The organism is Aquisalimonas lutea (assembly GCF_030409225.1).
Classification (GTDB): Bacteria; Pseudomonadota; Gammaproteobacteria; order Nitrococcales; family Aquisalimonadaceae; genus Aquisalimonas; species Aquisalimonas lutea.
In genome coordinates this window covers 110,460-133,502 of record NZ_JAUFPK010000007.1, presented here as the reverse complement: position 1 = coordinate 133,502, position 23,043 = coordinate 110,460, and the positions used below count along the sequence as shown (strand labels likewise).

General features: G+C 65.3%; 21 protein-coding genes and 1 tRNA gene. 7 read left to right on the top strand and 15 right to left on the bottom strand.

The annotated features are described in order from the left end of the window. Positions 1-136 precede the first annotated feature (136 nt). Complete coding sequence (locus QWY84_RS18365) at positions 137-625, top strand: Hcp family type VI secretion system effector (protein WP_290204402.1); 489 nt, start codon at positions 137-139, stop codon at positions 623-625. Positions 626-718: 93 nt separating this feature from the next. Then, the gene (locus QWY84_RS18360; RefSeq protein ID WP_290204400.1) at positions 719-1,705 is read left to right on the top strand and encodes a hypothetical protein; all 987 of its coding nucleotides are present in this window, start codon (positions 719-721) and stop codon (positions 1,703-1,705) included. 39 nt (positions 1,706-1,744) lie between these two features. On the opposite strand, the gene QWY84_RS18355 is transcribed toward QWY84_RS18360, so the two are convergent. From QWY84_RS18355 to QWY84_RS18330, 8 genes are all read right to left on the bottom strand, one after another. Continuing rightward, entirely contained in the window at positions 1,745-2,503 is a 759-nt protein-coding gene (locus tag QWY84_RS18355; RefSeq protein ID WP_290204399.1) for a tetratricopeptide repeat protein, read from the bottom strand. Between the two features lie 117 nt (positions 2,504-2,620). Continuing rightward, entirely contained in the window at positions 2,621-3,391 is a 771-nt protein-coding gene (locus QWY84_RS18350; protein ID WP_290204398.1) for a tetratricopeptide repeat protein, read from the bottom strand. A 365-nt stretch (positions 3,392-3,756) separates the two neighbouring features. Then, positions 3,757-3,981: a PAAR domain-containing protein gene (locus tag QWY84_RS20140; RefSeq protein WP_353959914.1), complete on the bottom strand. Its 225-nt coding sequence runs from the start codon at positions 3,979-3,981 to the stop codon at positions 3,757-3,759. A gap of 164 nt (positions 3,982-4,145) precedes the next feature. Beyond that, a complete protein-coding gene (locus QWY84_RS20215; RefSeq protein ID WP_494337368.1) occupies positions 4,146-4,364 on the bottom strand; it encodes a metallothionein in 219 nt (72 codons plus the stop codon). Positions 4,365-4,600: 236 nt separating this feature from the next. Beyond that, positions 4,601-5,098, bottom strand: a complete 498-nt coding sequence (locus QWY84_RS18345) for a ferritin-like domain-containing protein (protein WP_290204397.1) — start codon at positions 5,096-5,098, stop codon at positions 4,601-4,603. 267 nt (positions 5,099-5,365) lie between these two features. Continuing rightward, positions 5,366-7,333 carry an AsmA family protein gene (locus tag QWY84_RS18340; RefSeq protein WP_290204395.1) on the bottom strand — a complete coding sequence of 656 codons (1,968 nt, stop codon included), beginning with the start codon at positions 7,331-7,333 and terminating at the stop codon, positions 5,366-5,368. A 203-nt stretch (positions 7,334-7,536) separates the two neighbouring features. Beyond that, positions 7,537-7,613, bottom strand: a tRNA-Val gene (locus QWY84_RS18335). Between the two features lie 124 nt (positions 7,614-7,737). Beyond that, entirely contained in the window at positions 7,738-9,375 is a 1,638-nt protein-coding gene (locus QWY84_RS18330) for a methyl-accepting chemotaxis protein (RefSeq protein ID WP_290204394.1), read from the bottom strand. A gap of 534 nt (positions 9,376-9,909) precedes the next feature. On the opposite strand from QWY84_RS18330, the gene QWY84_RS18325 reads away from it, so the two are divergent. Next, entirely contained in the window at positions 9,910-10,068 is a 159-nt protein-coding gene (locus tag QWY84_RS18325) for a hypothetical protein (protein WP_290204393.1), read from the top strand. On the opposite strand, the gene QWY84_RS18320 is transcribed toward QWY84_RS18325, so the two are convergent. The 6 genes from QWY84_RS18320 to QWY84_RS18295 form a co-directional block, all read right to left on the bottom strand. Continuing rightward, positions 10,056-10,922 (bottom strand): isocitrate lyase/PEP mutase family protein, encoded by an 867-nt coding sequence (locus tag QWY84_RS18320; RefSeq protein WP_290204391.1) that lies wholly within the window; start codon positions 10,920-10,922, stop codon positions 10,056-10,058. The two genes, QWY84_RS18325 and QWY84_RS18320, sit on opposite strands and share 13 nt — an antisense overlap. A gap of 45 nt (positions 10,923-10,967) precedes the next feature. Beyond that, positions 10,968-12,269, bottom strand: coding sequence for a TRAP transporter large permease (locus QWY84_RS18315; protein WP_290204390.1), 1,302 nt, complete (start codon positions 12,267-12,269; stop codon positions 10,968-10,970). A gap of 7 nt (positions 12,270-12,276) precedes the next feature. Then, positions 12,277-12,744 (bottom strand): TRAP transporter small permease, encoded by a 468-nt coding sequence (locus QWY84_RS18310; protein ID WP_290204389.1) that lies wholly within the window; start codon positions 12,742-12,744, stop codon positions 12,277-12,279. A gap of 76 nt (positions 12,745-12,820) precedes the next feature. Continuing rightward, positions 12,821-13,837 (bottom strand): TRAP transporter substrate-binding protein, encoded by a 1,017-nt coding sequence (locus tag QWY84_RS18305; protein ID WP_290204388.1) that lies wholly within the window; start codon positions 13,835-13,837, stop codon positions 12,821-12,823. 37 nt (positions 13,838-13,874) lie between these two features. After that, a complete protein-coding gene (locus tag QWY84_RS18300) occupies positions 13,875-15,203 on the bottom strand; it encodes a phenylacetate--CoA ligase family protein (RefSeq protein WP_290204387.1) in 1,329 nt (442 codons plus the stop codon). Further along, complete coding sequence (locus QWY84_RS18295) at positions 15,200-16,000, bottom strand: citryl-CoA lyase (RefSeq protein ID WP_290204386.1); 801 nt, start codon at positions 15,998-16,000, stop codon at positions 15,200-15,202. Before QWY84_RS18295 ends, QWY84_RS18300 begins: the two co-directional genes overlap by 4 nt. Before the next feature lie 151 nt (positions 16,001-16,151). Between QWY84_RS18295 and QWY84_RS18290 the strand changes: the two genes are divergently transcribed. Both QWY84_RS18290 and QWY84_RS18285 read left to right on the top strand, forming a co-directional pair. After that, positions 16,152-16,895 carry a GntR family transcriptional regulator gene (locus tag QWY84_RS18290; protein ID WP_290204385.1) on the top strand — a complete coding sequence of 248 codons (744 nt, stop codon included), beginning with the start codon at positions 16,152-16,154 and terminating at the stop codon, positions 16,893-16,895. Positions 16,896-17,101: 206 nt separating this feature from the next. Beyond that, positions 17,102-18,349: a hypothetical protein gene (locus tag QWY84_RS18285; RefSeq protein WP_290204384.1), complete on the top strand. Its 1,248-nt coding sequence runs from the start codon at positions 17,102-17,104 to the stop codon at positions 18,347-18,349. 60 nt (positions 18,350-18,409) lie between these two features. On the opposite strand, the gene QWY84_RS18280 is transcribed toward QWY84_RS18285, so the two are convergent. Further along, complete coding sequence (locus QWY84_RS18280; RefSeq protein WP_290204383.1) at positions 18,410-18,769, bottom strand: hypothetical protein; 360 nt, start codon at positions 18,767-18,769, stop codon at positions 18,410-18,412. Between the two features lie 471 nt (positions 18,770-19,240). Here QWY84_RS18280 and QWY84_RS18275 point away from each other — a divergent pair, with 471 nt between their 5' ends. Together QWY84_RS18275 and QWY84_RS18270 are read left to right on the top strand one after the other, a co-directional pair. Beyond that, on the top strand, positions 19,241-20,698 hold the full coding sequence (locus QWY84_RS18275; protein ID WP_290204382.1) for an ATPase domain-containing protein: 1,458 nt from the start codon (positions 19,241-19,243) through the stop codon (positions 20,696-20,698). Next, on the top strand, positions 20,695-23,004 hold the full coding sequence (locus QWY84_RS18270; RefSeq protein ID WP_290204381.1) for a putative bifunctional diguanylate cyclase/phosphodiesterase: 2,310 nt from the start codon (positions 20,695-20,697) through the stop codon (positions 23,002-23,004). Before QWY84_RS18275 ends, QWY84_RS18270 begins: the two co-directional genes overlap by 4 nt. The last annotated feature ends 39 nt before the right edge of the window (positions 23,005-23,043 follow it).

The following is a 23,043-nucleotide window of genomic DNA, read 5'->3' as shown; positions in this document are numbered from 1 at the left end:
ACAGAGAGCAATGGAAAGGAGGTGAAAGGAGACGCGAAGAAGGGATTTCACAGATCAACCAACGGGTGCGCGTACCCGAGGGCTTTCCAGCCCATCCTGAAATGACTCATCAACGGATAAACGTAAAGAGGAAGTTATGTCCATTTTCATGAACTACGACGGTCTCAAGGGTGAAGCCACGGACAAGAACCACCAGGACTGGATCGACGTCGATCAGCTCTCCTGGGGCGTCCGCCGCAACATCACCTCCAACACCGCAACGGCCAAGGACCGCGAGTCGGCCAACGCCGAGATCACCGACCTCACCCTCACCCGCCGCATGGACAAGGCCACGCCGGACATTTTCATGGAGTCCTGCTGCGGCAAGGGCAAGGACGCGGTGATCCATCTGTGCAAAACGGGCACCGGCAGCGGTACCGACACCTACATGGAGTACACGCTGAAGAACGCGTTGATCAGCCACTACACCGTCAACGCCGGGTCACAAAGCGACGACCGTCCCAAGGAATCGATCACGATCAGTTTCCAGAAGGTCGAGCTGAAGTACACGCCCTACGACGACGACGGCAACGCCGAAGCCTCCGTCGCGGTCGGCTTCGATACGACCACCAACGAGAAGGCGTAAGGGCGGTACGCCCGCTTCACGGGTAACGGATGCCGCTCGGCATCCGTTATCCCATTCCAATTAGTCTTCAGGAGCAATACCAAGGAGGGAGGCATGGCCGATTCATGCAACGACGAGCAAGCATCCGCCGACCTCGAAGCCATGGCCCATCGCATCATTTTGCAGAAGCAGCACGAATGGCTTTCACTATTGTCCGACGCTCTCGATGAGCTCCAACCACCACAAGTACCAACGCCCGACCCGGGGGGCGAGGTCGGGCTGGCCTTCGGCTTTAATCTGGTGAATAACCTCTACCCCCATGTACAACCCGATCTCGCGACAACCACGGCCAATCTGCTCCGCGGCGGGTTGTCCCGGGCGGCGTTACCGATCTTCCTGATCAGCAAAGCCCAGGCGGAGTTCGCACGCCAACACGCTGCCGATATTCGTGACGTCAATCAACGCTTGAACAGGCAGTTCGGCGAGTTCACCGCCGAGATCTATAACGCGGCCAGCGATTCCGTCGATGCGACCGGCACCGCCGGGAGTCATCTGGACCCTGAGCTCTACCAGCTGCTGCGCGACGCCATGGTTCGCGAAGCGGAGGCGACGGTCTCCCGACCAACGGACCAGATAGCGGAAACTGAAGCGAGGATGCGCCGCCTCATTGACAAGGCGGGACTCATCGAGACCGACAAGGACATGGTTGAGGCTCGGGTTCGGGCCGCCTTTAACCCCATTGCCGAACGCATCGAGCTCATTGCCAGGAACTCACCAGCCAACAGGCATTTGGATTGGACCCAGCGTCGGCTGGCGTACGCGGCCTCCGGCGATCAGGTCTGGCGTACGACGATCAGCGGCTTCGGTTACACCACGTACGAGTGGGATCGCATCACTGATCAGGAGCACGCCCGCTACCTGATGAAGCAGGCGTACAAGATGGAGGTCAAAGAGGTGACCTATTACAGCCAGGGCGCCCCGATTCGCGAGACGCAGGTCATCAACCGCATGCCGAGCCGCGAGCCCGCCGACCTGGTACCACAGCTCGGCGACACTCGAACGGAACTGCAAGCCGACCTGGCCCAGGCCTCATCCGCCTGATGATCGGGGCCGCCCGGTGAGGGGCGCGATCGCCGGCCCTCACCGATCGCAGCCTCCCTCGATGCGTTCATACCAGAGGCGTTTGGGCGGCTCCGGATTGTCAGGGAAGTGGTGAACCTCGTCATGCTCTGCCTCCCATTCCTCGACGAGGCGCTCAGCGCGGGCCACCTCTCCATCGGTCATTTGCTCTTCCAGCTCCGCCAACTGGTCTTGATAATGCGACCTGTCAAATCCAGAGGGATTGCTATCGGGAGGCACCCGCGGGATGGTCAGGCTATACCACTTGTAGGCCTGCACGTAGTCTTTCTCGACGACACGGCCCAGCTTGTAATAATCGGCTACGCGGAACATTGCCGTAACGTGCCCGGCTTCGGCTGCCCGTCGATACCAGTGCAGTGCCTGGGCGTACTCGCCCATCCTTTCCGAATACGTCCCCATCGTTGCCTGTCCCACTGCGTGCCCCTGCTCGCCCGCCCGCCGGGCCCAGGACGCGGCGCGATCGACATCCCGCCCGTAGAGCATCCGGCTCAGCATATACTGCGCTTGAGCGCACCCGTTTTCCGCTAACGGCCGAAACAGGTTCAAGGCCTCCTCTCCTTTCGAGCCAGCCTTGAGCTCAAAGGCCCAATTGTCCGGATCCGACTCGTGAAACGTGCGCATCGCCTCCTCCAGCTGCTCCTCGACGGAGTCGAACCCGGGCAACGGCACGTTCGGGGAGTCGTCCTGGGCGACACCGACCTGAAGGCCAACCAACATGAGCGTGGTCACAAGGGTTGCGTTCTTGATGAGCGGTTTCATGAGCGAGGGTCCCTCCCCACTGGGTGTGGCTTTTCCAATTACTCGCGACTGACAGGCCTCGTCCCATCCGCCTGATGATCGGGCCGTCGCCCGGTAAGGGGCGCGATCGCCGACCCCTCACCGATCGCAGCCCCCCTCGATGCGATCGTACCAGAACCGAACCGGGGGCTCCGGATCATTCGGAAAATGGCGTATCGCGTCGTGTTCTTCTTCCCATTCCTGTGCGAGCTTCTCAGCTCGTTGGACCTCGGCATCGGTCATATTGCTTTCGAGCTTCGAAAGAAGGTCTCTGATATGGGACCGATCAAAAGCTGGCAACGTGTAACCAGACTCATCCGGCGGAACACGCGGAATGCTGAGAAGGTACCACTTGTAGGCTTGAACGTAGTCAATTTCAACGGCCTGGCCTGTATAGTAGTTCGAACCCACACTCGACATCGCGTTAACCTCTCCCTGCTCTGCCGCACGCCGGTCCCACATTAAGGCTTCTTCCGCTTTTAAGGACGTTAGTTCAAGCATAGTCGCCAGCAGCATCTGGGCTCCGGCATGGCCCTGTTCTGCCGCGCGGCGGGCCCATGCTTGGGACTGCGGGGGGTCTGTCACGTACATCATTCGGGTCAACATATACTGGGCTTGCGCACATCCGGCTTGCGCCAGCGGCCGGAACAGTTCAAACGCCCGCTCGCCCTGCGTGTCAGGTTCAATACCCATGCGCCAACTCATTGTTTCCGCCTCGTAGAAGAGGCGCATCCCCTCCTCAAGCTGCTCCTCGACGGAGTCGAACCCGGGCAACGGCACGTCCGGCGGGTCGTCTTGGGCGACACCGACCTGAAGGGCAACCAACATGAGCGTGATCACAAGGGTTGCGTTCTTGATACGCGGTTTCATGAGTGAGGGTCCCTCCCCACTGGGTGTGGCTTTTCCAATTACTCGCAAACTGAAAAGTAGGCAGACCTTTCGAGTCGCTTATTCAGTCCATTTACCCGAAACAAAAATTGAAACGAAATCGAATCGGGGATAGCGGTACTCCAGGAACTCATTCGCGGCGGCATTCGTGAGGTTGCCGGCCAGCGCAGGCGTGGCTATGGACGACGGTACTCTCACTGCGTGAGGTTCCCTTCCCTTTGAATCGCGCTGCTTCCATGCCGAACTCCGTCGAGCGGTTACCTTTCTCTGGCCGGATCGCGCCTGAGCACATTCTGCGTGAAGGTCGTTCACTATGCCGCCGACACGGAATTGACGTTGCCGGGACTTTAGCCCCCGATAAAGACATCCGGCGACCCGGTAGCAAGCTCGCCGCCGCAGTCCACGGCATCACCGACCCGGGACGCCGGCCGGCCGTTGATGAGCACCGTCGCCGCTCCTTCGGCCACTTTTCGCGGGTGCGACGAGCAGGTCGAGCAGCCGTGGGGGACTAGGGCATCCCCCAAGCGAACTACTGACAGACCGTTGATGAAGACATCCGGACTGGCGGTCATAGTGGGAGTTGCCGGGTAACAGCCGTGGGCCGAGCCGATATCGCCCAAGCGTGCGCCGCTGGAAGCCATACTCCCCTCCTCTGGATCGTAAACCGTCCGCGCGCGGTGCGCGCCAGGACTCGCTTTCCCTGCACCCTAGAAGTTCCAACGTCAAGAGCCGCGTGTCAAGCCGTAAGTCTTTCGCAGGAGTGTGCACAGTGGGCGCAGCAGTACATGCGCCCGTCGGCCTCGACACCGTGTTCCATGATCCGGCAGCCGCATCGTCTACAGGTGGGCGCCAGCTTGTGGATGGCGCATTCAAATGCGTCAAACGTATAACGCCGACCGGCCATCTCGATGACGAACGCCTTGTCGTAGTCGTTCCCGCAGCAATCGCACTCCATCATGGTGTCACCCTCCAGAGGCTGGATGTCCGTGCGCCTCGCCAGAAAGCTCGCTCGCGGCTCAAGTTCACAGGAAGCAACGAGCCCGGCCCTTGGGCGCCGTGAGATCTTGGGTTTCCGCCAGCCACGGCCGGTATCACGCCATGGCGGCGCACTCCTTGGCGCAGCGATGACAGGAGGTGGCGCAGCGCTCACAGTAGGCCGCGCGGACATGGCAAGCTTCGATGCACGATTGGTTACGCTGCCGGGTTGATGTATGACCTGGCAATCTGTGTCAATTTGGTGTCGATGTTCTTTTCCTCGTGCAGCGTGTCTTCGAGTTGCTCGGCGATTTCCCCGTATCCCAACTGCAACGCCATGGTGTGTGCGGTCCCGTACGCCGCTATTTCGTAGTGCTCGACAAGCTGCGCCGCGGCAATGAGGGCGGCGTCACGCACGGTGTCACTTCCATTGGCGTTGATTACTTTCTCGCCCTCGCGAAGCAAACCCTTCATGGCCTCGCACGCCTCACGTTCCGGACTCTTCCCGAGCGACTCGAAAATCGCCTCGAGGCGTTCGATCTGGCTTTGGGTTTCTTCCAGATGATAGCTAAATGCATCGCGTAACTTAATCTGTCCCGCAGCATCACGCATTTCCGGAAGCGCGCGCGTCATGCGCTTCTCGGCGTCATACAGATCTTCCAGTTGATGGATGAAAAGATCGTCGAGGGAATCAAGCGTGTCTTCGTTTGCCATGAAGCAGGCCTCCTGCACAGGGGCGAAAACTGTTTACGCCTCCCTTCCCGTCAAGCGAGTGCTCGCATGCTTCGACCGTCACCGCAGCAGCCGGCGCCCAGGGCGCAGTACGCGCAAGAACGGAACGGGAAGTGTTTCGAAATGGCCGACCATGGGACGGCAAGTGCCCAACCATCAAGACCTTCTCGATATACGCCGGGAGAGCGCAGGAGGTTCCACACCCACCACCCGCGACTCGTAATTCATCGGCGGAGCGAGCAACAACAGTCAATTGTCGGCATCACCATCACTGCCCAGGGCCTGCTCCAGGTCGAGCTGCACGTCCGGGTCCGTCAGAGGGCCGTGTAGACGCAGCGGAATACTGATCCCCCGGAGCAGCTCCAGCAGTTCCTCGCTCTCGGTCTCGAAGGCATCGACGATGGTGAGATCGAGCTGGTAGTCCAGTTCCAGCTCCGCCAGGTCCAGGTTCCCCGAGCCGCCGACGCTGAAGTAGTCGGAGTCAGCGTGCGCGTCGGGATTCTTCAGTACGCCGCCTTCCATGACCAGCTTGCCGGCGATACTGTCGAACGACGTCGTGGCATCCCGGGAAAAGGGCGCCTGGTCAACACCCCCCATGGCCCTGGGTACCGCGTCCTCGATCAGTCGTGTGAGGCTGAAGCGGTTGATGCGGCCGTCACGAAGCGTCAGCGTCCCCTCGGCCTCCAGGGATTCGCGAATGTCCGGCCAGTGCATGCCGGTGAACGAGCCGCTCCAGTGCGCGTCCACCTCCGCTTCGAGCACGGCCCAGCCGAACAGGGCGGTCAGGGGCTCGCCCAGCGCCATGCCGTCGATGCGTTGATCGAACCGGACCGTGTAAGGGGTGGCGCGGAGAGGGACGTTGAACGTGCCGTAATAACTGCCCCCGTAGACGGATGCCTCCAGCGGCAGGACGGTCAACTCGTCTCCCTGGGACCGGATCGTGGCCTCGAGGGCTTCGAAGGTGAGCCCGGTCGCCTTCAGGGTGTCGACCATGATCGTGCCGTCCAGGTCGATCCCGGTGACGGAATCAAGGATGAAGCGGGTGATGGTGCGCACTGCATCCGGATGGAACTCTTCCGGCGTGTAGCGGCCCACGTCGATGGCATCCAGCGCGGCGTCAAACTCCCATAGCGGATCTGCGCCGAAACGTGCGTCAATGCTGGCCTCGAGCTTGGAGTCATCCAGTTCCACGCGCACCGCTTCAAGCCTTAAACGCTGCTGCTGCCACTGGAAGGTGCCCTCGGTGTGCAGGCGCTGCAGCGCGCCGGGGTCCTCGGCATTGGGGTCGTCGCCGATCAGGGTGTGCAGCCGGTCCCTGAGCGCTGCATCGGTTACGGTGAAGGACCCTGACGCCGACTGATTGTCATCCTCCCAGGTCACGTCCGTCTGCAGTTCGGCGTCGAATGCATCGCCGCTGACTGTCAGGTGCGACAGGGTGATAGCGTTGTCCTCCGGCGCGAATTCCAGGCGTGCCGAGGCATCGGCGGCGAGGGTGTCGGGACGGTCGGGGTCCGGGGTCCATTCAAGCCGCAGGTGGGTGATCTCGGCCGCGCGTGGCCGCAGAGCCTCATCGAGGTCGAAGTGAGCGGCAATGTCGCCGTCGACTCGATTGAACGGCGCCCCATGCGCCTGCCAGCGACCGTCGATGGTGGTGCTGCTGCCGGAGCTGAGATGGTCCACGGCGATATCGCTGGCGGTGAAGCGATATCGGGTCTCCCGCTGGTGGTCGACATAGTCCACCGTGATGGCATCGATGCGGGTGTGGTGGATACCGGAGAACGCCAGTGGCGGGTCATCGTCCCGCGCACCAACGGCGTCGATAATCGGCACCCAGTTGGCATCGCCCTCGGCGTTGCGTTCCGGTCGCATGGAAATGGCGTCGACTTCGACCGCGCTAAGCTCCAGCTCGCCGGTAAACAGGGGGAGCGGCCGGATGGCGGCATGTAGACCGGAGGCTTCGGCGAAAGGGGCGTCGGTGTATCCATCCACATTGGCGATCGTGGCAGATTCAAGGGTGATTGCCGGGCGCGGCAGCAACTCCAGGCGGATCTGCCCGTGCACGGCCACCGGGTGGCCAAGCGCTTCGCTGGCATGCCGGTTGATGGCGTCGCGGTAATCGTTCGGATCGACGAACCACCAGGCAGCCACGAGCAGAACACCCACCAGCACCAGGAATGCCAGCAGGGACAGAGCGATTCTGCGCAGCAGGGTGGGCATTGTTGCTGGGCTGCCAGATCGTACCGATCAGTCATGGTACCCGCTTTCCAGGATGCCGACGACTCTGCTTGCGCGGGGTGCCACGCGGCATTCGCTGCGGCGCCACCAGTCTGCCGCCGGGCTTGGATCACCATGAAGGCGAATTCGGCCTTGAAACGAAAAAAGGGCCTACGGGATGACCCCGTAAGCCCTTGATTCCTGCCTGGTAGGCGCGAGTGGACTCGAACCACCGACCCCCACCATGTCAAGGTGGTGCTCTAACCAGCTGAGCTACGCGCCTGTCTTGATACAGGCCGGTATTCTACAGCCTTGCGGGGGCCTGTCAAACGGGACGTAACGCTCTGTTTTCCCTGGCGTTCACCGAGAAACAACCGTAACCGGGGTAACGCTCGGCAACAACAGGTTCAGCTCGATGTCCGAAAGCGCCCGGCCAGGTCCTGCAGTGAGGCCGCGAGCTGGGTGAGCTGCCGGCCCGAGCTGGCAATCTGGTTGACGGAAGCCGCATTGCTGCTCGCAACATCGCTCATGCTCGACACGTTGCGGTTGATCTCCTCGGACGCCGAGCTCTGCTCCTCCGTCGCCGTCGCGATCTGGCCGGTGAGGTCCGTGATGACCTGAACGCCCGCATCGATCGTATCCAGGGCCTGCGTCGCCTCCGCCGCTTTTCCTTCCGCGACCTGCGCGCGCTCGTGGCTCACCTTGATGGTGTCCACGGCCGCCCGGGTCCCGTGGCGCACTTCCTCGACAATGGTCTCGATGCGATCGGTCGAGGACTGCGTTTTCTGGGCCAGCGTCCTGACTTCGTCGGCGACAACCGCGAACCCGCGCCCCGCTTCGCCGGCGCGCGCCGCCTCGATGGCCGCATTCAGCGCCAGCAGGTTGGTTTGCCCGGCGACGTTGGTAATCACGTCGATGACCTCGCCAATATCCCTGGTCTGCTCGTCGAGCTTCTCGATCGCGCTGGTCGCATCCTGCAGTGCCGCGTTCACGGAGGCGACGGCATCCGCGTTCTCCTGCACGGTGCGTCGACCGCTGGCACTGCCCTGCTGAGCCTCGCGGGCCGCCTCCGCCGTCTGTGTCGCGTTCCGGGCCACTTCCTGGACGGTGGTGCTCATCTCGTTCATCGCCGAAGCGACCTGGTCCGTGTCGCTTCGCTGCTGATCAACGCCGCGACTGGTCTCCGCGGCAACCGTCGACAGCTCTTCGGCCGCGGATGCGACCTCGTTGGCCGCATCACGCACCTCGCCGAGCGCCTTCGCCATATCCGTACGCAGCCGCTCGCCGCTGCGGGCGAGCGTACCCAGCTCATCGCTGGAATCCAGGGTGATGGCGTGGGAAAAGTCCCCCTCGGCCATCCGTTGCAGGTCTTCATCGACCTGCTTCAAGGGCCGCGTGACGCCCGAGCGGATCAGCCACGTCGTGACAACGCCCGCGACGATCAGCAGCAAGCCCATGCCCAGCGCTCCGGATGTGGCACGGCTGAACGCTCGCTCGTCCATGGCCTTCGCGGCGCTCTCGGCGTTTTGCGCGGTTGCTGTCTCGAGTTCCCTGAGCGCGTCCTGCACCGGCTGCGTCTCGCCTGCGAGCTCATCCTCGACCGCCTGAACATCGAAGCCGTTGGCCTGCAGGGTTTCCCGCGCCTGATCGAGCCGCTCGACATAGCCCGCGTGCGCCTCTTGCAGGCGGTTGAGCGCGGACTCCGCGGACGGATATGACACGGTCTCATGCAGCTCGTCCATGTATGCCTGGGCGGCATTCTGGGCCTCCATCACACGCCGCCAGTACACTTCCCTTTGGGCCTCGTCCTGGCCCCGGATGAGGTAGTTCTTCCATGCAATGGTTTCCGCCGTGATCTCCCGCTGCAAGGCGGCCTCTTCCTTCAACTCACCAACCACCTGACGTTCCAGGTCGTGGTACTGCTGGACGACGGACCACATTCCGGCGAACGCGACGACGGCGCTCGCGACCACGGCGCCTGCGCTGAGCCCTGTTATGCCGAGAATCTTGCCAAGCACACTGTTGGGTAATAATCGCCGGATCATCGTTTACTCCTGTATCTCCCATGAGTGGATCAAGCCCGGGAGAAACTGGACACTCCCAAAGCTCGGCAACGCTGCAAGTAAGCGTGCTAACGCTAGCCCAAGGGCTGCCTTGCCGTTGTGAATGGGTTCACAAACATTTTACATTAATTGTACATCTGTTTTTTGGTCCGGACACCGCCCGGAGGTTTCCACGGCACCATTGGGCCTTGCCGTCAAGGCGTGGCCTTGACGGGTCCGGTATCGCATCGGGATAACAGGTAAAACCCTTAGCTCTGCGAGGACTTCTCGCCTATTCTCGGCGTTAATGGTGAGGAGTGGCAACCGTTGTATACAGGTTTTTACTTAGAATTGCTCTCTCGCTATAACCCGCGCCTCCGCCTTCGGGCCTTCCCGGAGTACGCCGGCCCCGGGCAGTCATCGTTGACGAACGGCTGCTGGTGCTCTCGCTGGGGACGAGCCTGTCGATCGGGCCCTCCACGGCCTATCATTCACGATAGAGCGATCGTCGCCCACTGCCGGCGAACGGAGCGCATCATGAGCTGGAATCCCGCACTGACCCCGGGCTGCCCGGAGACGATCGGTGTCGACGCCGTCGAGACGCTGATGATTCCGCGGGCCTACGATCCGGGAGGGTTCGTATCAGGACGCACGGCCCTTGTGGCGAGGCCTTCCCCCGGGGGTCAGCTCCTGTAGCGGGCTTCGAGGTCCCGGTATGCGTCCAGCCCCAGAGCGCGGTTGAACTCGTCGAAGGAGATCGCGGCACTGCTCGGCTCGCCCGGCCGCCCGTCAGCCAGCAGCGCGTCCAGGTACGACCGCACCGCGCCGGCCGCCGCGTACAACGGCCCCACGGGATAGATGGCGATGGCGAAACCAAGCGCTTCCAGGTCCTCCCTGCCGAGAACCGGGGTTCGCCCGCCCTCGACCATGTTCGCCAGGGTGCGGGTCCCCCGGAACGCCTCCTGCACCTGCCGGAGCTCGTCCACGTCCTCCGGCGACTCGATGAACAGCACGTCCGCCCCGGCTTCCCGGTAGAGGGCGCCGCGACGCAGCGCCTCGGCGAGACCGTGGGCTGCGCGGGCGTCCGTCCGCGCCACTACCACGAAGTCCTCGTCGTGACGGGCATCCACGGCCGCCCTGATCTTCTGCACCATCTCCTCGGCCGGGATCACTTCCTTGCCCGCCATGTGCCCGCAGCGCTTCGGGAACACCTGGTCCTCGAGCTGGATGCCGGCTACGCCCGCCTTCTCGTAGCCCCGGACGGTGCGCCGCACGCTCAGCGCGTTGCCGAAGCCCGTATCGCCGTCGGCGAGGATCGGCACGTCCACGGCGTTGGCCATGTCGTCCGCCCTCTTGAGCATCTCGCTGAAGCTCAGCAGCCCCATGTCCGGCTCGCCCAGAACGCTGGCGGAGGTGCCATAGCCGGTCATGTACACGGCCCCGAAGCCCGCCTGCTCCGCCAGCCTTGCACTCAGCACGTCGTAGGCCCCCGGCGCCAGGAGGAGCCCGGGTGCATCCAGCAACGCCTTGAAACGCCGTGTCGGTGTCATGATCGATCTCTCCGGGGGCCGGAAGTGGATTACGGTAGCGCAGCCCTACATAAGCAGCTCGGGCAACGCCATGGTCAGGGCGGGAATGCTCAGGAGCAGGCCGATGCGCACCAGGTCCGCAATGAGAAAGGGCACGACGCCGGCGGCGACGGTCTGGTAGCGCAGGCCGTCCACCGCCGCGGTGATCACGTACAGGTTCATGCCCAGCGGCGGGGTGATTAATCCGATCTCCACCACCGAGACCACGAGAATGCCGAACCAGATCGGATCGAACCCCATGGACGTCACGATGGGGAAAACAAGAGGCAGAGTGATCAGCATCATCGACAGGGCATCGAGAAAGCACCCGAGGATGAGGTAGACCACGAGAATCGCGACGATGACGGCCATGGGCGACATGCCCAGGGTATTGATCCAGTCCACGATTACCCGCGGCAGCGTGGACGACTCGATGAAGAACTGCAGCACCGACGTGCCCACCAGGATCATGAACAGCATGCCGGTAATGGACGCCGTCTCCAGCAGGGCATCGCGCACCACGGCCCGGTTGAACTGCCCGCGCAGGAAGGTCAGCACGATGGCGCCGAACGCTCCCACCGCCGCGGCCTCCGTGGGCGAGAAGACGCGCACGTAGATTCCGCCCATGACCACGCCGAACAGCGCCAGAATGGGCACCATGTTGGTGAACGCGCGCCGGAACTCGATGTGGTCCGGCGGCTCGGTCTTCGGCGCCAGCGACGGCTTGATGAGGACGGTGACGTAGATGGCCGCCATGTACAGGATCGCCGCGAGCACGCCGGGGATCATTCCCGCCAGGAACATGCGGCCGATGGACTGCTCCGTCAGGATGGCGTAGAGCACCATGATGATCGACGGCGGGATCAGGATGCCCAGCGTGCCGCCCGCGGCCAGCGCCCCGGAGCTGAGGCGCCGGTCGTAGCCGATGGCCGTCATCTCGGGGACCGCCACCCGGGCCATGGTGGCCGCCGTCGCCAGGCTGGAGCCGCACACCGCGCCGAACAGGGCGCAGGCGCCGACGGTCGCCGAAGCCAGGCCGCCCCGCCAGTGCCCGATGAGCATGTGCAGGGACTGGTACAACGCCGCCGACAGCCCCGCACGCGCGGCGAACGCACCCATCATGACGAACAGGGGAACCACGGACAGGCTGTACGCAGAGACGGTATCGAATGGCTGCGAGCCGAGAATGAAACCCAGGCTGAACCAGCCCTGAAGCACGTAGCTTCCGACGACGCCGACGATCCCCATGGCGATGGCAACCGGCACGCGCAGGGCGATCAGCGCCAGAAGGGCCACCAGGCCGACAACACCGATAATGGGTGGAGACATAGTTCGGCTAACCCGTATTCCGGCCGGTGGAGAGTCGAACGATCAACCAGAGGTTGACGGCGAGCGAGGCAGCCATGCCGATCAGCAGGGGCAGCCAGTACCAGACCATGGGGATGCCGATGGACTGGCTGCGATCCCCGTACTGGATCTCCGTAAGCATCTGCTGGTACGAAAACCACAGTACCCCCGCCAGCACCACCACGGCCATGACCGCAGCGGCCACGGCGAGAAGCCGCTGCACCGTCTCCGGCAGACCGCTGGTGAACAGATCCACCGAGACGTGCTCGTCGGCGGCGAAGCCGTAGGGGATGGCCAGCATCGCGCCGATCATCGTGCACAGGGTGACGATGTCCGTCAGACCGGGAACGGTCAGCCGGCTCACCGAGCGCAGCGCGATGTCGGTCACGGTCAGGGCGACCGCCACCAGCAGCGCGACGGTACCCAGCAATGCCAGTACACGCGTTACCTTGAGCAAGGCGATCTCTCCTGGCGAGCCCGGGCCGGCATGCGGGCGCCGCCGGGCGCCCGCACGCCGCGCCGCGGCCTACCGACTACTCCTGGCAGCGCGCCACCGCCGCACGCATGTCCTCGTACAGGGCACGGGCCTGCTCGGCACCGAGGTCCGACTCTTCCTCCAGGTAGGTGTCGATGACCGGCTGCAGGCGCTCGCGCCACTGATCACGCACCTCGTCCGGGACCTCGATGATCTCGTTGCCGTTTTCACGGGCCGCATCAATGGCGTCCTGGTCGGTGTCGCTCCACCACTTGCCCCAGCGCTGCGTGAACCAGTCGCCGCTCATGTCGTCGATGACCTGGCGGACATCGTCGGGCAGGGAGTCGTAGGTGCGCTGGTTCATGAGCACGTACATGCTCACCGGATTGATGCGGGCGTCGTAGTGGTACTCCAGCACCTCCCAGAGCTTGAACGCGCCCACGGGACCCCAGGGCATGATATTGCCGTCCACCACGCCGCGCTCGACGCTCTCGTAGATCTCCGTGGGCGGCATGCCCACCGGCGTTGCCCCGATATGCTCCAGCATGGCGGTGATCGCCGGCGTGGGCGTGCGGATCCGCATGCCTTCCAGGTCATCCAGGCTGGAGATGCGCTGGGTCGTGTGGGCCGCACTCGGCTCGGTCACCGTCAGGGAAAGGATCTTGGTGCCCGGGAAGTCCGGCTTGAGCTGATCCTGGATTGCCATGAGCGCGCACGTACCCACATCCGAGTCGGGAACGGTGAACGGCAGCTCGATCAGGGTCGTGCGCGGATGGCGCCCGCGGGGGATCGCCGGAATGCCGACGGCCACGTCGACGACACCGCTGCGTACCTGGTCGAACTGCCGCGTCGCGTCCCCCAGGGACGATCCCGCCGGGTGGAAGGTGAACGCCACGCGGCCGTCGGTGCGCTCCTCGATCTCCTCGGCCCACTTCTCCAGCGCCAGTGTCTGGATGAAATGGGTGGACGGGAACATCGTGGAAATGTCGAGCTCGTACTCCGCCGCCGGAGCCGACGTTCCCCAGGCAGCGCCCAGCGCCACCGCCGTTGTCGCGATCAGTTGTTTCATTTTCATGGCCTTCTCCTCCTCCGATTACACGCCCCCGGGTCGATCACTCCTGCCGATCGGCCGCTTCCGAGTAGTCGATCAGTTTCGACTTGTATTCGCTCCGGGGCAGGCTGCCCCACGGCACGGGATGGATATCGGTGGTGACCACCAGCTTGTCGCGGATCCGCTGCCGGATGCGCTGCGCCAGTGCATCACCGCCCTCGGTGCCTTCCGCGAGCTCCACCAGCACCTTGAGGGGCGGCTGCTGGTTCACGCTCCGGTGTCCGGGCCGGATGCTGATGACACCGCTCACCGACGGAGCGAACTCGTTCACCACCTCGCGCACCGCCGTGGGAAACAGGTTGACGCCGCGCACGATGAGCATGTCGTCCGTTCGGCCGATGCAGCGCACCCGGGGCGCGGTCCGCCCGCACCGGCAAGGACTGGTGTGGACCTCCACGTGATCGCGGCTGCGGAAGCGCAGCAGCGGGGCGGCCTCGTGCACCAGGTGCGTGTACACCAGCTCGCCCTGGGCGCCGTCCTCCATGGGGACCGGGTCGCCGGTGGCCGGATCGATGAGCTCCACGTGGATGAAGCCGCGCCCGCTGAAGTGCATGCCCGCCTGGGCCTCGCACTCCCCCCACAGGGACGCGGCGATGTCGCCGATGCCCATGGCCTCGGTCACCAGCGCGCCCCAGCCCTCCTCCAGCAGGTGCCGCATGGCCGGCTCGCCGCCGCCGGGCTCGCCGGCCACGAGGATGCGCCGCACCGTGCTGGCGGGCAGGTCGATGCCGCGCTCCGAGGCCCACTCGGCGAGGTGCAGCGCATAGGAGGGCGTGCAGGCGAGGGCCTGGGGCGCGAGCCGCTGCACCGCGGCCATCAGGCGCTCGGTATTGCCCATGCCCACGGGGATCTGGCACAGGCCGAGGCGGTTGAAGCCGTCCAGGGCCGCTCCCGCGACGAACGGCCCGGCGTTGTAGGTGCTTACGATCCGCTCGGGGGCCGCGATCCCCGAGGCGCCGTAGGTCCGCGCGGAGATGCGCGCCCAGCGGTCCAGGTCCGCCGCGGTGAGCGGGATGTAGCTGGGCACGCCGGTGGTGCCGCTGGTGGAGTAGATGCGCGCCACGGACTCCATCGGCGCAGCCAGGTGCGTCCCGATGGGGTCGGCCTCGGAGCGTGTGGCCCGGAGCTCGTCCTTTTCCGTGAACGGCAGCGACGTAATGTCGTCGAGACCGCCGATCTCCGCGGGGCCGTCGAACCCCGCCGCCGACAGCTTGTCACGGTAGAAGCGCGAGTTCGCGAGCAGGTAGGCCAGCTGGTCACGGTACGCGGCGTCGTCGTGCTGTCGCTGCAGGCCCCAGTCCAGGGTCTCGATCTCCGGCTCGAACATCATGCGCCCTGCCCCTGCCGACCGCCCGGCACGTAGTCGACGGCCGCCTCGGCGTGCGAGGCCATGAGAAAGCCGATCTGGTCGCCCTGCTCCTCGGCGAGGTGTGCCAGGATGCCGGCCGTCCGCGCCAGCAGGGGCACCGCCTTGACCATGGCGGCAGGGAAGTCCAGGTCCAGGAGAACCGCGGCGATGGGCATGGACACGTTCATGGGCAGGGGCTTGCCCCAGGCCGCCTCCACGGCAGCGGGGAACGCCCGCGCCAGCTGCAGGTGCGCGCCGTCCACCCCGCGCTGCTCGGCCAGTTCCAGGATGCGCTGTGCACGGGGATCCACAGGCCGGTGCAGGGGATGGCCGAAGCCCGGAAAGCGTTCACCCGCCGCCCGGCTGGTGCGCGCCATGTCGTGGACGACCGCGTCGGTGTCCTCGCCGGCGGCCACCCGCTCCCTGGCCTCGACCAGCACGCGGCCGCACGCCTCCGAGGTGCCGAGGACCACGGACCCGCACCCGAGGATGCCGGCGGCGACGGCCGACTGCAGCGACTGCGGATCGGCGTCGTAGGTCATGCGCGCCGCCTGGGCCGTGGGCGTCAGCCCGTGCTCGGCGATGGCCACCAGCAGGAGGTCCAGGAAGTAGCGCTGCTGATCGCCCGCCTGGCGTCCGGTCACCAGGAAGTAGAAATACTCCGTGAAGCTCATGCCGCCCATGAGGTCGCCACAGAGGTCGCGCTCGCGGATGGTGATCGAGGCGGCGTCCGCGGTGCAGATTGCCGTCGTCGCCGCACCCCCCTTGCCGATCTGCATTGGTCCTCTCCTCCTGCTGCGGTATTGCGTCGTCTCCGGCACCGGCGATTGTCGTCGGCCGCCGGGCGGCAGTAACCTTTATTGATAGACGAGATTGTAGGACAATAATGAGCGTGTCAACCTGAGGAAACAGAAGACCGGGCATCAGGGAATGGACGAGCACGAGCGCACAGAGCAGGACAGCGGCATTGCCACGCGGGCCAACGGCTCACGCGACGGCAACGCAGCCAGCCACGGCACCACGGTGGACCGCGTGGTCGCGCAGCTGCGCGAAGGTGTCATGAACGGCACGTTGCCCCCCGGTCAGCGCCTCGTCGAGGCGGACCTCACGCGCGACTACGGAATCAGCCGCGGGCCGGTACGCGAGGCGCTGCGGCGACTCTCGGCCGAGGGCCTGGTGGAGCTGGTACCCAACCGCGGCGCGGTTGTGCGGAGGCTGTCGTACCGGGAGACCATCGAGCTGTTCGAGATCCGGCTCCCCCTCGAGTGCCAGGCGGCACGGCTCGCCACGGCGGCCATCGACCACGGCGACAACCGCGACCGGTTCAACGCCGCCATCACGCCCATCTGGAGCGACGCACCGCGGCGCTATGGTACGGCCTACCACGAGGAGAACAGGGAGTTCCACGAGGCGATCTTCGCCATTTGCGGCAACCGCCAGCTCGCCGACCTGTGTCGCCGGCTCCAGCTGCCCCTGATCATGCTGCAGCTCAGCGGCGTGATGACCCCGGCGATGTACGCCGATTCCGTGGCCGAGCACCGCGAGATCGCGCGATGCATCCTGGCGGGCGACGCCGAAGGCGCCGCTGCAGCGGTGTGGCAGCATCTGCGGCGCGCCCAGGGGATCGTCGAGCACATGCCGGCATCGACGTTCCGCCAGGGTGAACCGGATTGACCGGCCGGCATGAACCATCCGGAACCGCCGACCCTCTGCTCTTCCGGAAAGCGCTGACTCTCCAGTGTGAACATCATCACACTAAGGTGGCTGCTCTCCTCCTAGACTGCACGCGACGTCCCTTACCATCGTTCAAGTAAGCTCACTCGAACGGCAAGCCATCATCACCAGCGCGGGAGCCGGCTTCCCGTCCCAGGGAGTCCGTGATGGACAGCTCCTCGCTCTTCCTGACCTTTCTCGTCGTCGCCGTCGAGATCGCCATCGTCTCCGCCGCGCTCGGGGGCGTGTCCTGGTGGCTCTATCGCCGGGCCTTCAGCGAGGCCCAGGCGTTCAAGTCCGAGAAGCGCCACCTCCTCCAGCGCCGCGATGCGCACCTGCGGTTTCTCAACGACCGCCTGAACACGCTGGCGATGCGTCGCCACCGGCAGAAGGGCACCGAGACCCGGCTGGAGAACCTGGAGCGCCGCATCCTGGAGGAGGACAAGAAGCACACGGAAGCCGCCCGGGACCGCGACACCGAGATCTGGGACCTGCGCACCGCGTCCACGAAGGCCCTCATCGACGCCGTCCGCGCCATGGACCCGAGCGCCCTGGACGGCGCGGGGCGCGCCTCCGGCTCCAGGCAGGACACCAGCCACGCGCTTCGGCACAGCCTGAAGGAGCGCGAGGAGCAGGTCGAGCGTCAGCGCCGGGAAATCCAGCAGCTGTCGCCGTTCCGCGATGCCTGGTCGCGCCTGCACCGCTACGCGCGGAACGAGAGCGCCGAGAACGCGGCATTGCGGGATGCTTTGCGGCGGATCCCCGCGGACGCCGCCACCACCGAGGCGATCGGCAACGTCCTGCAGACCTACGCCAACGATCGCGCCGCCCTCGACGACTACCTCGAGGCGACAGCTGCAAGCTACGAAGAGGCCAACCCCGAGCAGGCCCGCCGGGCGCGGCAACGGCAGCAGCGCATGAACCGCATGCACAAGGTCGTCGATACGGCGTCATCGCGCATGGACGCGGCCAGCCAGCGCTTCCCGGCCGTGCTCAACGACCAGAACGAGGCGATCTCCGATCTCGAGTTCAAGCTCGAGCGCGCCGAGCAGGCCCAGCAGGTGATCCGCCAGAACTACAGCCGCGAGATCCAGCGGCTGAAGAAGAACAACCAGGATGCCGAGAACACCGCGCGCAGCCTGGAGAAGGAAAACCGCCGGCTGCGCCAGCGCGTACGCAACCTCATCCGCCTGACCCAGGAGGACAGCATGGCTTTCGTACCCGGCAGCCAGGCCGGCGGCACGAGCCAGGAAGCCGAGGAGAACGCCCGCAAGGATGCCGAGATCGACCGCCTGCACCAGGCGCTGCGCCAGGAGCGGACGAAGACGGAGCGCCTGGAGAAGCAGGTCGAGAAGTATCAGACCCTGGAAGCAGCCATCCAGTCAACGCTGCATGAAGACAGCCAGCCGGCCTGATCCGCCCGCGCCCGTCATGCCGCAGGGCTTGCACCGGCACGCACCCGGTTCCGCCGGGACTTAGCCGACGTTCTCGCTATCCGCGCCGAGCGGCTCGGGCCCCGACGCGCCGATCGCATTGAACTCGCAGATCAGCCGGATCACCTTCGCCTCGTCCTCCGGCTTCAGGTTGATCCCCCGGGCGATGAACTCGCGGCGCGTCTTGGCGACCACTTCCTCGATGTACTCAGCGCTCAGAACGCCTTCCACGGGGAGGCGTGTAACGGAATCGTCGCGGCTCCGGCCCGTGGCCAGCCACTCCACGCTGACACCCGCTTCCCTGGCGATGACGACCACCTTGTCCAGGCCCGGCAGGGAACCCGCGAGGTACTTGCGGATCAGGCTGTCGCTGAGCCCGCACGCATTAGCGAACGAATGCACGGAGCGCTCACCGATGCATTCCCTGAGGCGGCGAGGGAATTCTCTCTTGAGTTCTGATAGAAGAGAAGCATACGACTCGTCGACCTGCTCTCTTATGTCTTTATCCATTCTATATTTTCCTGAAATTCAAGACGCCCGGCCCGACATCTCGGATGTGTGAAATTGTCGGCAAAATCGCACTTCAGTGTTGAGCGATTAACTCCCTGGAGCTAGAGTGGCGTCTTAAATGACTTCCTTTATCAAGAACACGTACCAAGCGACGGTCGTCCGCACCCCAGTGGGCCGCTGTCACGTGGCGCCGTGTCTCACACCATGGTTTGACCCAGGCCGCGGGATGCGATGGCAGCTGCCCAGGCGAAGCATTGTCGATTTCTGACACGACACCCGCGCAGGCAGCATAACACTCGGCCAGGGAGATCCGAGAACAAGCACTCGCGACGGATCGATCACCGACAGTAACGGGGACAAAGTATGGGTACCGACGCCGATGAGCGAGTTCTCACCGGTGTAGCAGGCTTCGACGCGATTCTGCGCGGAGGCCTGATTCCCCGGCGGGCCTACCTGATCCGCGGCGGACCCGGCTCCGGCAAGACCACGCTCGGCCTGCACTTCCTGGTCAACGACCCCACGGAGAGCAGCGTGTTCATCACGCTCGGCGAACCCGAGGATCAGCTGCGCAGCAATGCCGAGCGCAGCGGCGTGCCCATGGACAAGGTCGCGGTGCTCGACCTCTCGCTGGGGCAGGCGGAGGTGGCCAGCGGCAACTACAGCCTGCTGGAGAGCTGGGACGTCGAAGGCAACGCCGTCCACGACGGGATACTGGAGTACGTACGGGAACATCGGCCCCGGCGCATCCTGATCGACTCGCTCAGCCAGATGCGCTACCTGGCCTCGGACTCGTTCCAGTTCCGCAAGCAGGTCCTGTCGCTGCTGCGCACCCTGACCGCCAGCGGCGCAACGGTGGTGTTCACCTCCGAGCAGGCGGCGAGCGAGGACGACCACGCCCTGCCCTTCCTCAGCGACGGGGTCATCAGCCTGGAGCATACCGACAACGGCCGACGCTGCGTGGTGACCAAGCTGCGGGGTTCCTCGTTCGCCGAGGGCCCGCACTACTTCAGCCTTGGTGACGGCGGGATGACGCTCTACCCGCGCCTGATTCCGGACCGGCACGGCCGGCCCGTGGAGCACACGCAGCTCGGCTCCGGCATTCCGGAGTTCGACGCGCTGACCCGCGGCGGCATCGAGCGCGGCACCGTCACGCTGCTGTCGGGGCCCACCGGGGTCGGCAAGACGACGCTCGGCGCCCAGCTCATGAGCGAGGCGGCCCGGCGCGGCGAGCGCTCGGTGATCTACTGCTTCGACGAGGGCACGTCCACGTTCTTCAGCCGCTGCCGCCAGGTCAACCTGCCCATGGAAGAAATGGTCGACAGCGGTCATCTCCACTTCGAGGCCGTGGAGCCCCTGCACTACAACCCCGATCAGTTCGCCGCCGGCGTACGCACGGAGGTGGAGCAGCGCGGGACCACCACGGTGATGATCGACAGCCTGTCCGGCTATCACCAGTCGGTGCGCGGCGACGAGCTGCAGCAGCGTGTTCACGCCCTGTGCCGCTACCTGGTGAACATGGGCGTCACCGTGCTGCTGGTCAACGAGGTCTTCTCCATCACCGGCGAGCAGACGCGGGTGACGGAACACGGGCTGAGCTACATCGCCGACAACATCATCATGCTGCGCTACATCGAGCTCGACGGCGAGCTCCGCAAGACGGTCGGCGTGCTCAAGAAGCGTGCCGGCGGCTTCGAGAAGGGGCTGCGCGAGTTCGAGATCACCCAGGAAGGAATCAGGATCGGTGCGCCGCTGCGCGGGCTGCGCGGCATTCTGAGCGGCATCCCCGAGATCGTGTCCACGCCCTCTCGGGATACTCCATGACGGCAGGCGAGCTGGCCGCAGAGCAGCCACCGGGGATTGCCGCAGCCCTGGCGAACACGGCCAACAGCGAGGTCCTCGAGCACCTTCTGGGGGAGCGCTTCCGGGTCTGTCATCACATCACCGATGACGGCAACCACGACCTCCACGACGACGTGGACCTGGTCGTCGTCGATATCGCGTCACTGCGCCGGAACTACGATCTGCTCCTGGAGCTCCGCCGGCGGGCCGACCCGATGGTTCTGCCGGTACTGCTGGTAGTGGACCGGCACACCCGGCCCCACTCCCGCATCACGGCCGAGCTGGGCCACAGCGTCGATGACATCCTGCGCATTCCCACCAGTCAGGCCGAGCTGCAGGCACGGATCAACAACCTCCTGCGGCTGCGCACCCTGTCGCGAGCGCAGGACAACGTCCGCCAGCAGCTCGAGGGCGTCGTCAGCGCCCTGCGCACCCTGAATGCCTGCGACAACGTCGTGGTGCGCTCGAAGACCGAGGAAGAGCTGCTCGGTGCCCTGTGCCGGACCATCATCGACGAGGAGGGCTACAGCCTGGCGCTGGTCGGCTTCGAGACGCTCGACGGCAGCGACTCCGTGGAGATCTGCGCCTCGGCCGGCCCCTCCCGGGAGTTCATCAAGGACCTGCGATGGGCCTGGGACAACGGCCTAGTACAGGCCGATACGCTCCACCGGGCGGTTCGCACGGGGCAGACACAGATCGTCGGCGACGTGGCCAACGAGATCACCTCGCGCTACATCCGCGAACGGGCCCTGGCACACCGGCTGGCAACGGTGATCACGCTGCCCCTGCGAACGGATACCGTACCCCGGGGCTGCCTGACCATCTGGGCCGATACGCCGGGGCATTTCGGCCGGGAAGAGCGCCAGCTGCTGGAGCGCCTTGCCGACAACCTGGTGTTCGGGCTCAACGCGTTGCGCATCCAGCGCGAACGCGAGCAGCAGGCCGCCGAGATCCAGTACCTGGCCTATACCGATGCGCTCACGGAGCTGCCCAACCGCCGGCATCTCGTCGACTACCTGGACAGCGTGCTGCGGGGGGACGACGCGCCCGACGTCGCCGGTGCGCTGCTGTTCATCGACCTGGACGGCTTCAAGCTGATCAATGATGCCCTGGGTCACGAGGTCGGCGACCAGGTCCTGCGCCAGGCCGCGCACCGCCTGCAGGCGGCGGTGCGCGACTCGGACCTGGTCGCGCGCCAGGGCGGCGACGAGTTCCTGGTGGTCATCGTCGACGCCCCCCGCGACGGCGCGGCGCACGACGCAAGCGACATCGTCGCCATTGCCCGGGCCCTGGCCGAGCGCATCATCGCGCACCTGAGCGAGCCCCTGACCGCAGGCGGCTACAAGCACACCGTCAAGGCCAGCGTGGGCATCAGCCTGTTCCCCGAGCACGGCCGCGACGCCGCCATGCTGATCGAGAAGGCCGACAAGGCCATGTACGAGGCGAAAAAACGCGGCGGCACGGCCAGCCACGTGTTCTCGGAGGCGCTCTCGGCGAGCCGGCAGCAGCGCTTCTCCATGGAAGCCCGGCTGCGCCAGGCACTGGAGGGCGAGGAGTTCACGCTGCACTACCAGCCGATCTTCGAGCTCGACTCCTGCCGCATCCGGGCCGTCGAGGCCCTGATCCGCTGGCCCCAGGGCGACGGCGAGGTGCTCATGCCCGGCGCATTCATGCCCGTGGTCGAGGAGACGGGGCTGATCCATCCCCTGAGCGACTGGGTGCTGGAGACCGCCGCGCGCCAAATGGGCGCCTGGCACGAGCGCGGCGTGCCTCTGGACATGGCGGTCAACCTCAGCATGAAGCAGCTGTCCACCGGAGTCGACGCCGAGCGATTCGCCGCCCTGGTGCGCCCCCATATCGATCCCTGCCGGATGCACCTGGAAGTCACGGAGAACGCCCTCATGGCCGATCCGGCCGCGGTCGAGAAGCTGCTGGCGGATCTCCACGACCAGGGCTTCCAGATCGCCATCGACGATTTCGGTACCGGCTATTCCTCGTTGAGCCGCCTGCAGCACCTGCCCATCCAGACGCTAAAGATCGACCGCAGCTTCGTCCGCGAGCTGGGCCAGACGGGCAGCAAGGGCGCCGTGCTGGTCGCGCTCATCCAGCAGATGGCCGCCCGCATGGAGCTCCACACCATTGCCGAAGGCATCGAGACGGACGACCAGCGCCGGTTGCTGATGGACTCCTCGACCGGTGGCGGCTGGGGACAGGGCTTCTGGATGAGCCCGGCAATCCCGCCGGACGACGTCGAGAAGCTCCTGGGGCGCAGGCCCCCTGCGCGCTGAGCCGTCCGCTAACGGCGGCCCGCGTGCCCGGACAGCCTG

What these genes read in the sequence shown, in the direction of transcription:
- QWY84_RS18320 (WP_290204391.1), bottom strand. Translation starts at nt 10,922, where the DNA reads ATGACACCGACACGGCGTTTCAAGGCGTTGCTGGATGCACCCGGGCTC.
- QWY84_RS18285 (WP_290204384.1), top strand. Translation starts at nt 17,102, where the DNA reads ATGGACAGCTCCTCGCTCTTCCTGACCTTTCTCGTCGTCGCCGTCGAG.
- QWY84_RS18365 (WP_290204402.1), top strand. Translation starts at nt 137, where the DNA reads ATGTCCATTTTCATGAACTACGACGGTCTCAAGGGTGAAGCCACGGAC.
- QWY84_RS20215 (WP_494337368.1), bottom strand. Translation starts at nt 4,364, where the DNA reads ATGGAGTGCGATTGCTGCGGGAACGACTACGACAAGGCGTTCGTCATC.
- QWY84_RS18350 (WP_290204398.1), bottom strand. Translation starts at nt 3,391, where the DNA reads ATGAAACCGCGTATCAAGAACGCAACCCTTGTGATCACGCTCATGTTG.
- QWY84_RS18360 (WP_290204400.1), top strand. Translation starts at nt 719, where the DNA reads ATGGCCGATTCATGCAACGACGAGCAAGCATCCGCCGACCTCGAAGCC.
- QWY84_RS20140 (WP_353959914.1), bottom strand. Translation starts at nt 3,981, where the DNA reads ATGACCGCCAGTCCGGATGTCTTCATCAACGGTCTGTCAGTAGTTCGC.
- QWY84_RS18315 (WP_290204390.1), bottom strand. Translation starts at nt 12,269, where the DNA reads ATGTCTCCACCCATTATCGGTGTTGTCGGCCTGGTGGCCCTTCTGGCG.
- QWY84_RS18300 (WP_290204387.1), bottom strand. Translation starts at nt 15,203, where the DNA reads ATGATGTTCGAGCCGGAGATCGAGACCCTGGACTGGGGCCTGCAGCGA.
- QWY84_RS18345 (WP_290204397.1), bottom strand. Translation starts at nt 5,098, where the DNA reads ATGGCAAACGAAGACACGCTTGATTCCCTCGACGATCTTTTCATCCAT.
- QWY84_RS18275 (WP_290204382.1), top strand. Translation starts at nt 19,241, where the DNA reads ATGGGTACCGACGCCGATGAGCGAGTTCTCACCGGTGTAGCAGGCTTC.
- QWY84_RS18295 (WP_290204386.1), bottom strand. Translation starts at nt 16,000, where the DNA reads ATGCAGATCGGCAAGGGGGGTGCGGCGACGACGGCAATCTGCACCGCG.
- QWY84_RS18340 (WP_290204395.1), bottom strand. Translation starts at nt 7,333, where the DNA reads ATGCCCACCCTGCTGCGCAGAATCGCTCTGTCCCTGCTGGCATTCCTG.
- QWY84_RS18355 (WP_290204399.1), bottom strand. Translation starts at nt 2,503, where the DNA reads ATGAAACCGCTCATCAAGAACGCAACCCTTGTGACCACGCTCATGTTG.
- QWY84_RS18290 (WP_290204385.1), top strand. Translation starts at nt 16,152, where the DNA reads ATGGACGAGCACGAGCGCACAGAGCAGGACAGCGGCATTGCCACGCGG.
- QWY84_RS18305 (WP_290204388.1), bottom strand. Translation starts at nt 13,837, where the DNA reads ATGAAAATGAAACAACTGATCGCGACAACGGCGGTGGCGCTGGGCGCT.
- QWY84_RS18270 (WP_290204381.1), top strand. Translation starts at nt 20,695, where the DNA reads ATGACGGCAGGCGAGCTGGCCGCAGAGCAGCCACCGGGGATTGCCGCA.
- QWY84_RS18325 (WP_290204393.1), top strand. Translation starts at nt 9,910, where the DNA reads ATGAGCTGGAATCCCGCACTGACCCCGGGCTGCCCGGAGACGATCGGT.
- QWY84_RS18330 (WP_290204394.1), bottom strand. Translation starts at nt 9,375, where the DNA reads ATGATCCGGCGATTATTACCCAACAGTGTGCTTGGCAAGATTCTCGGC.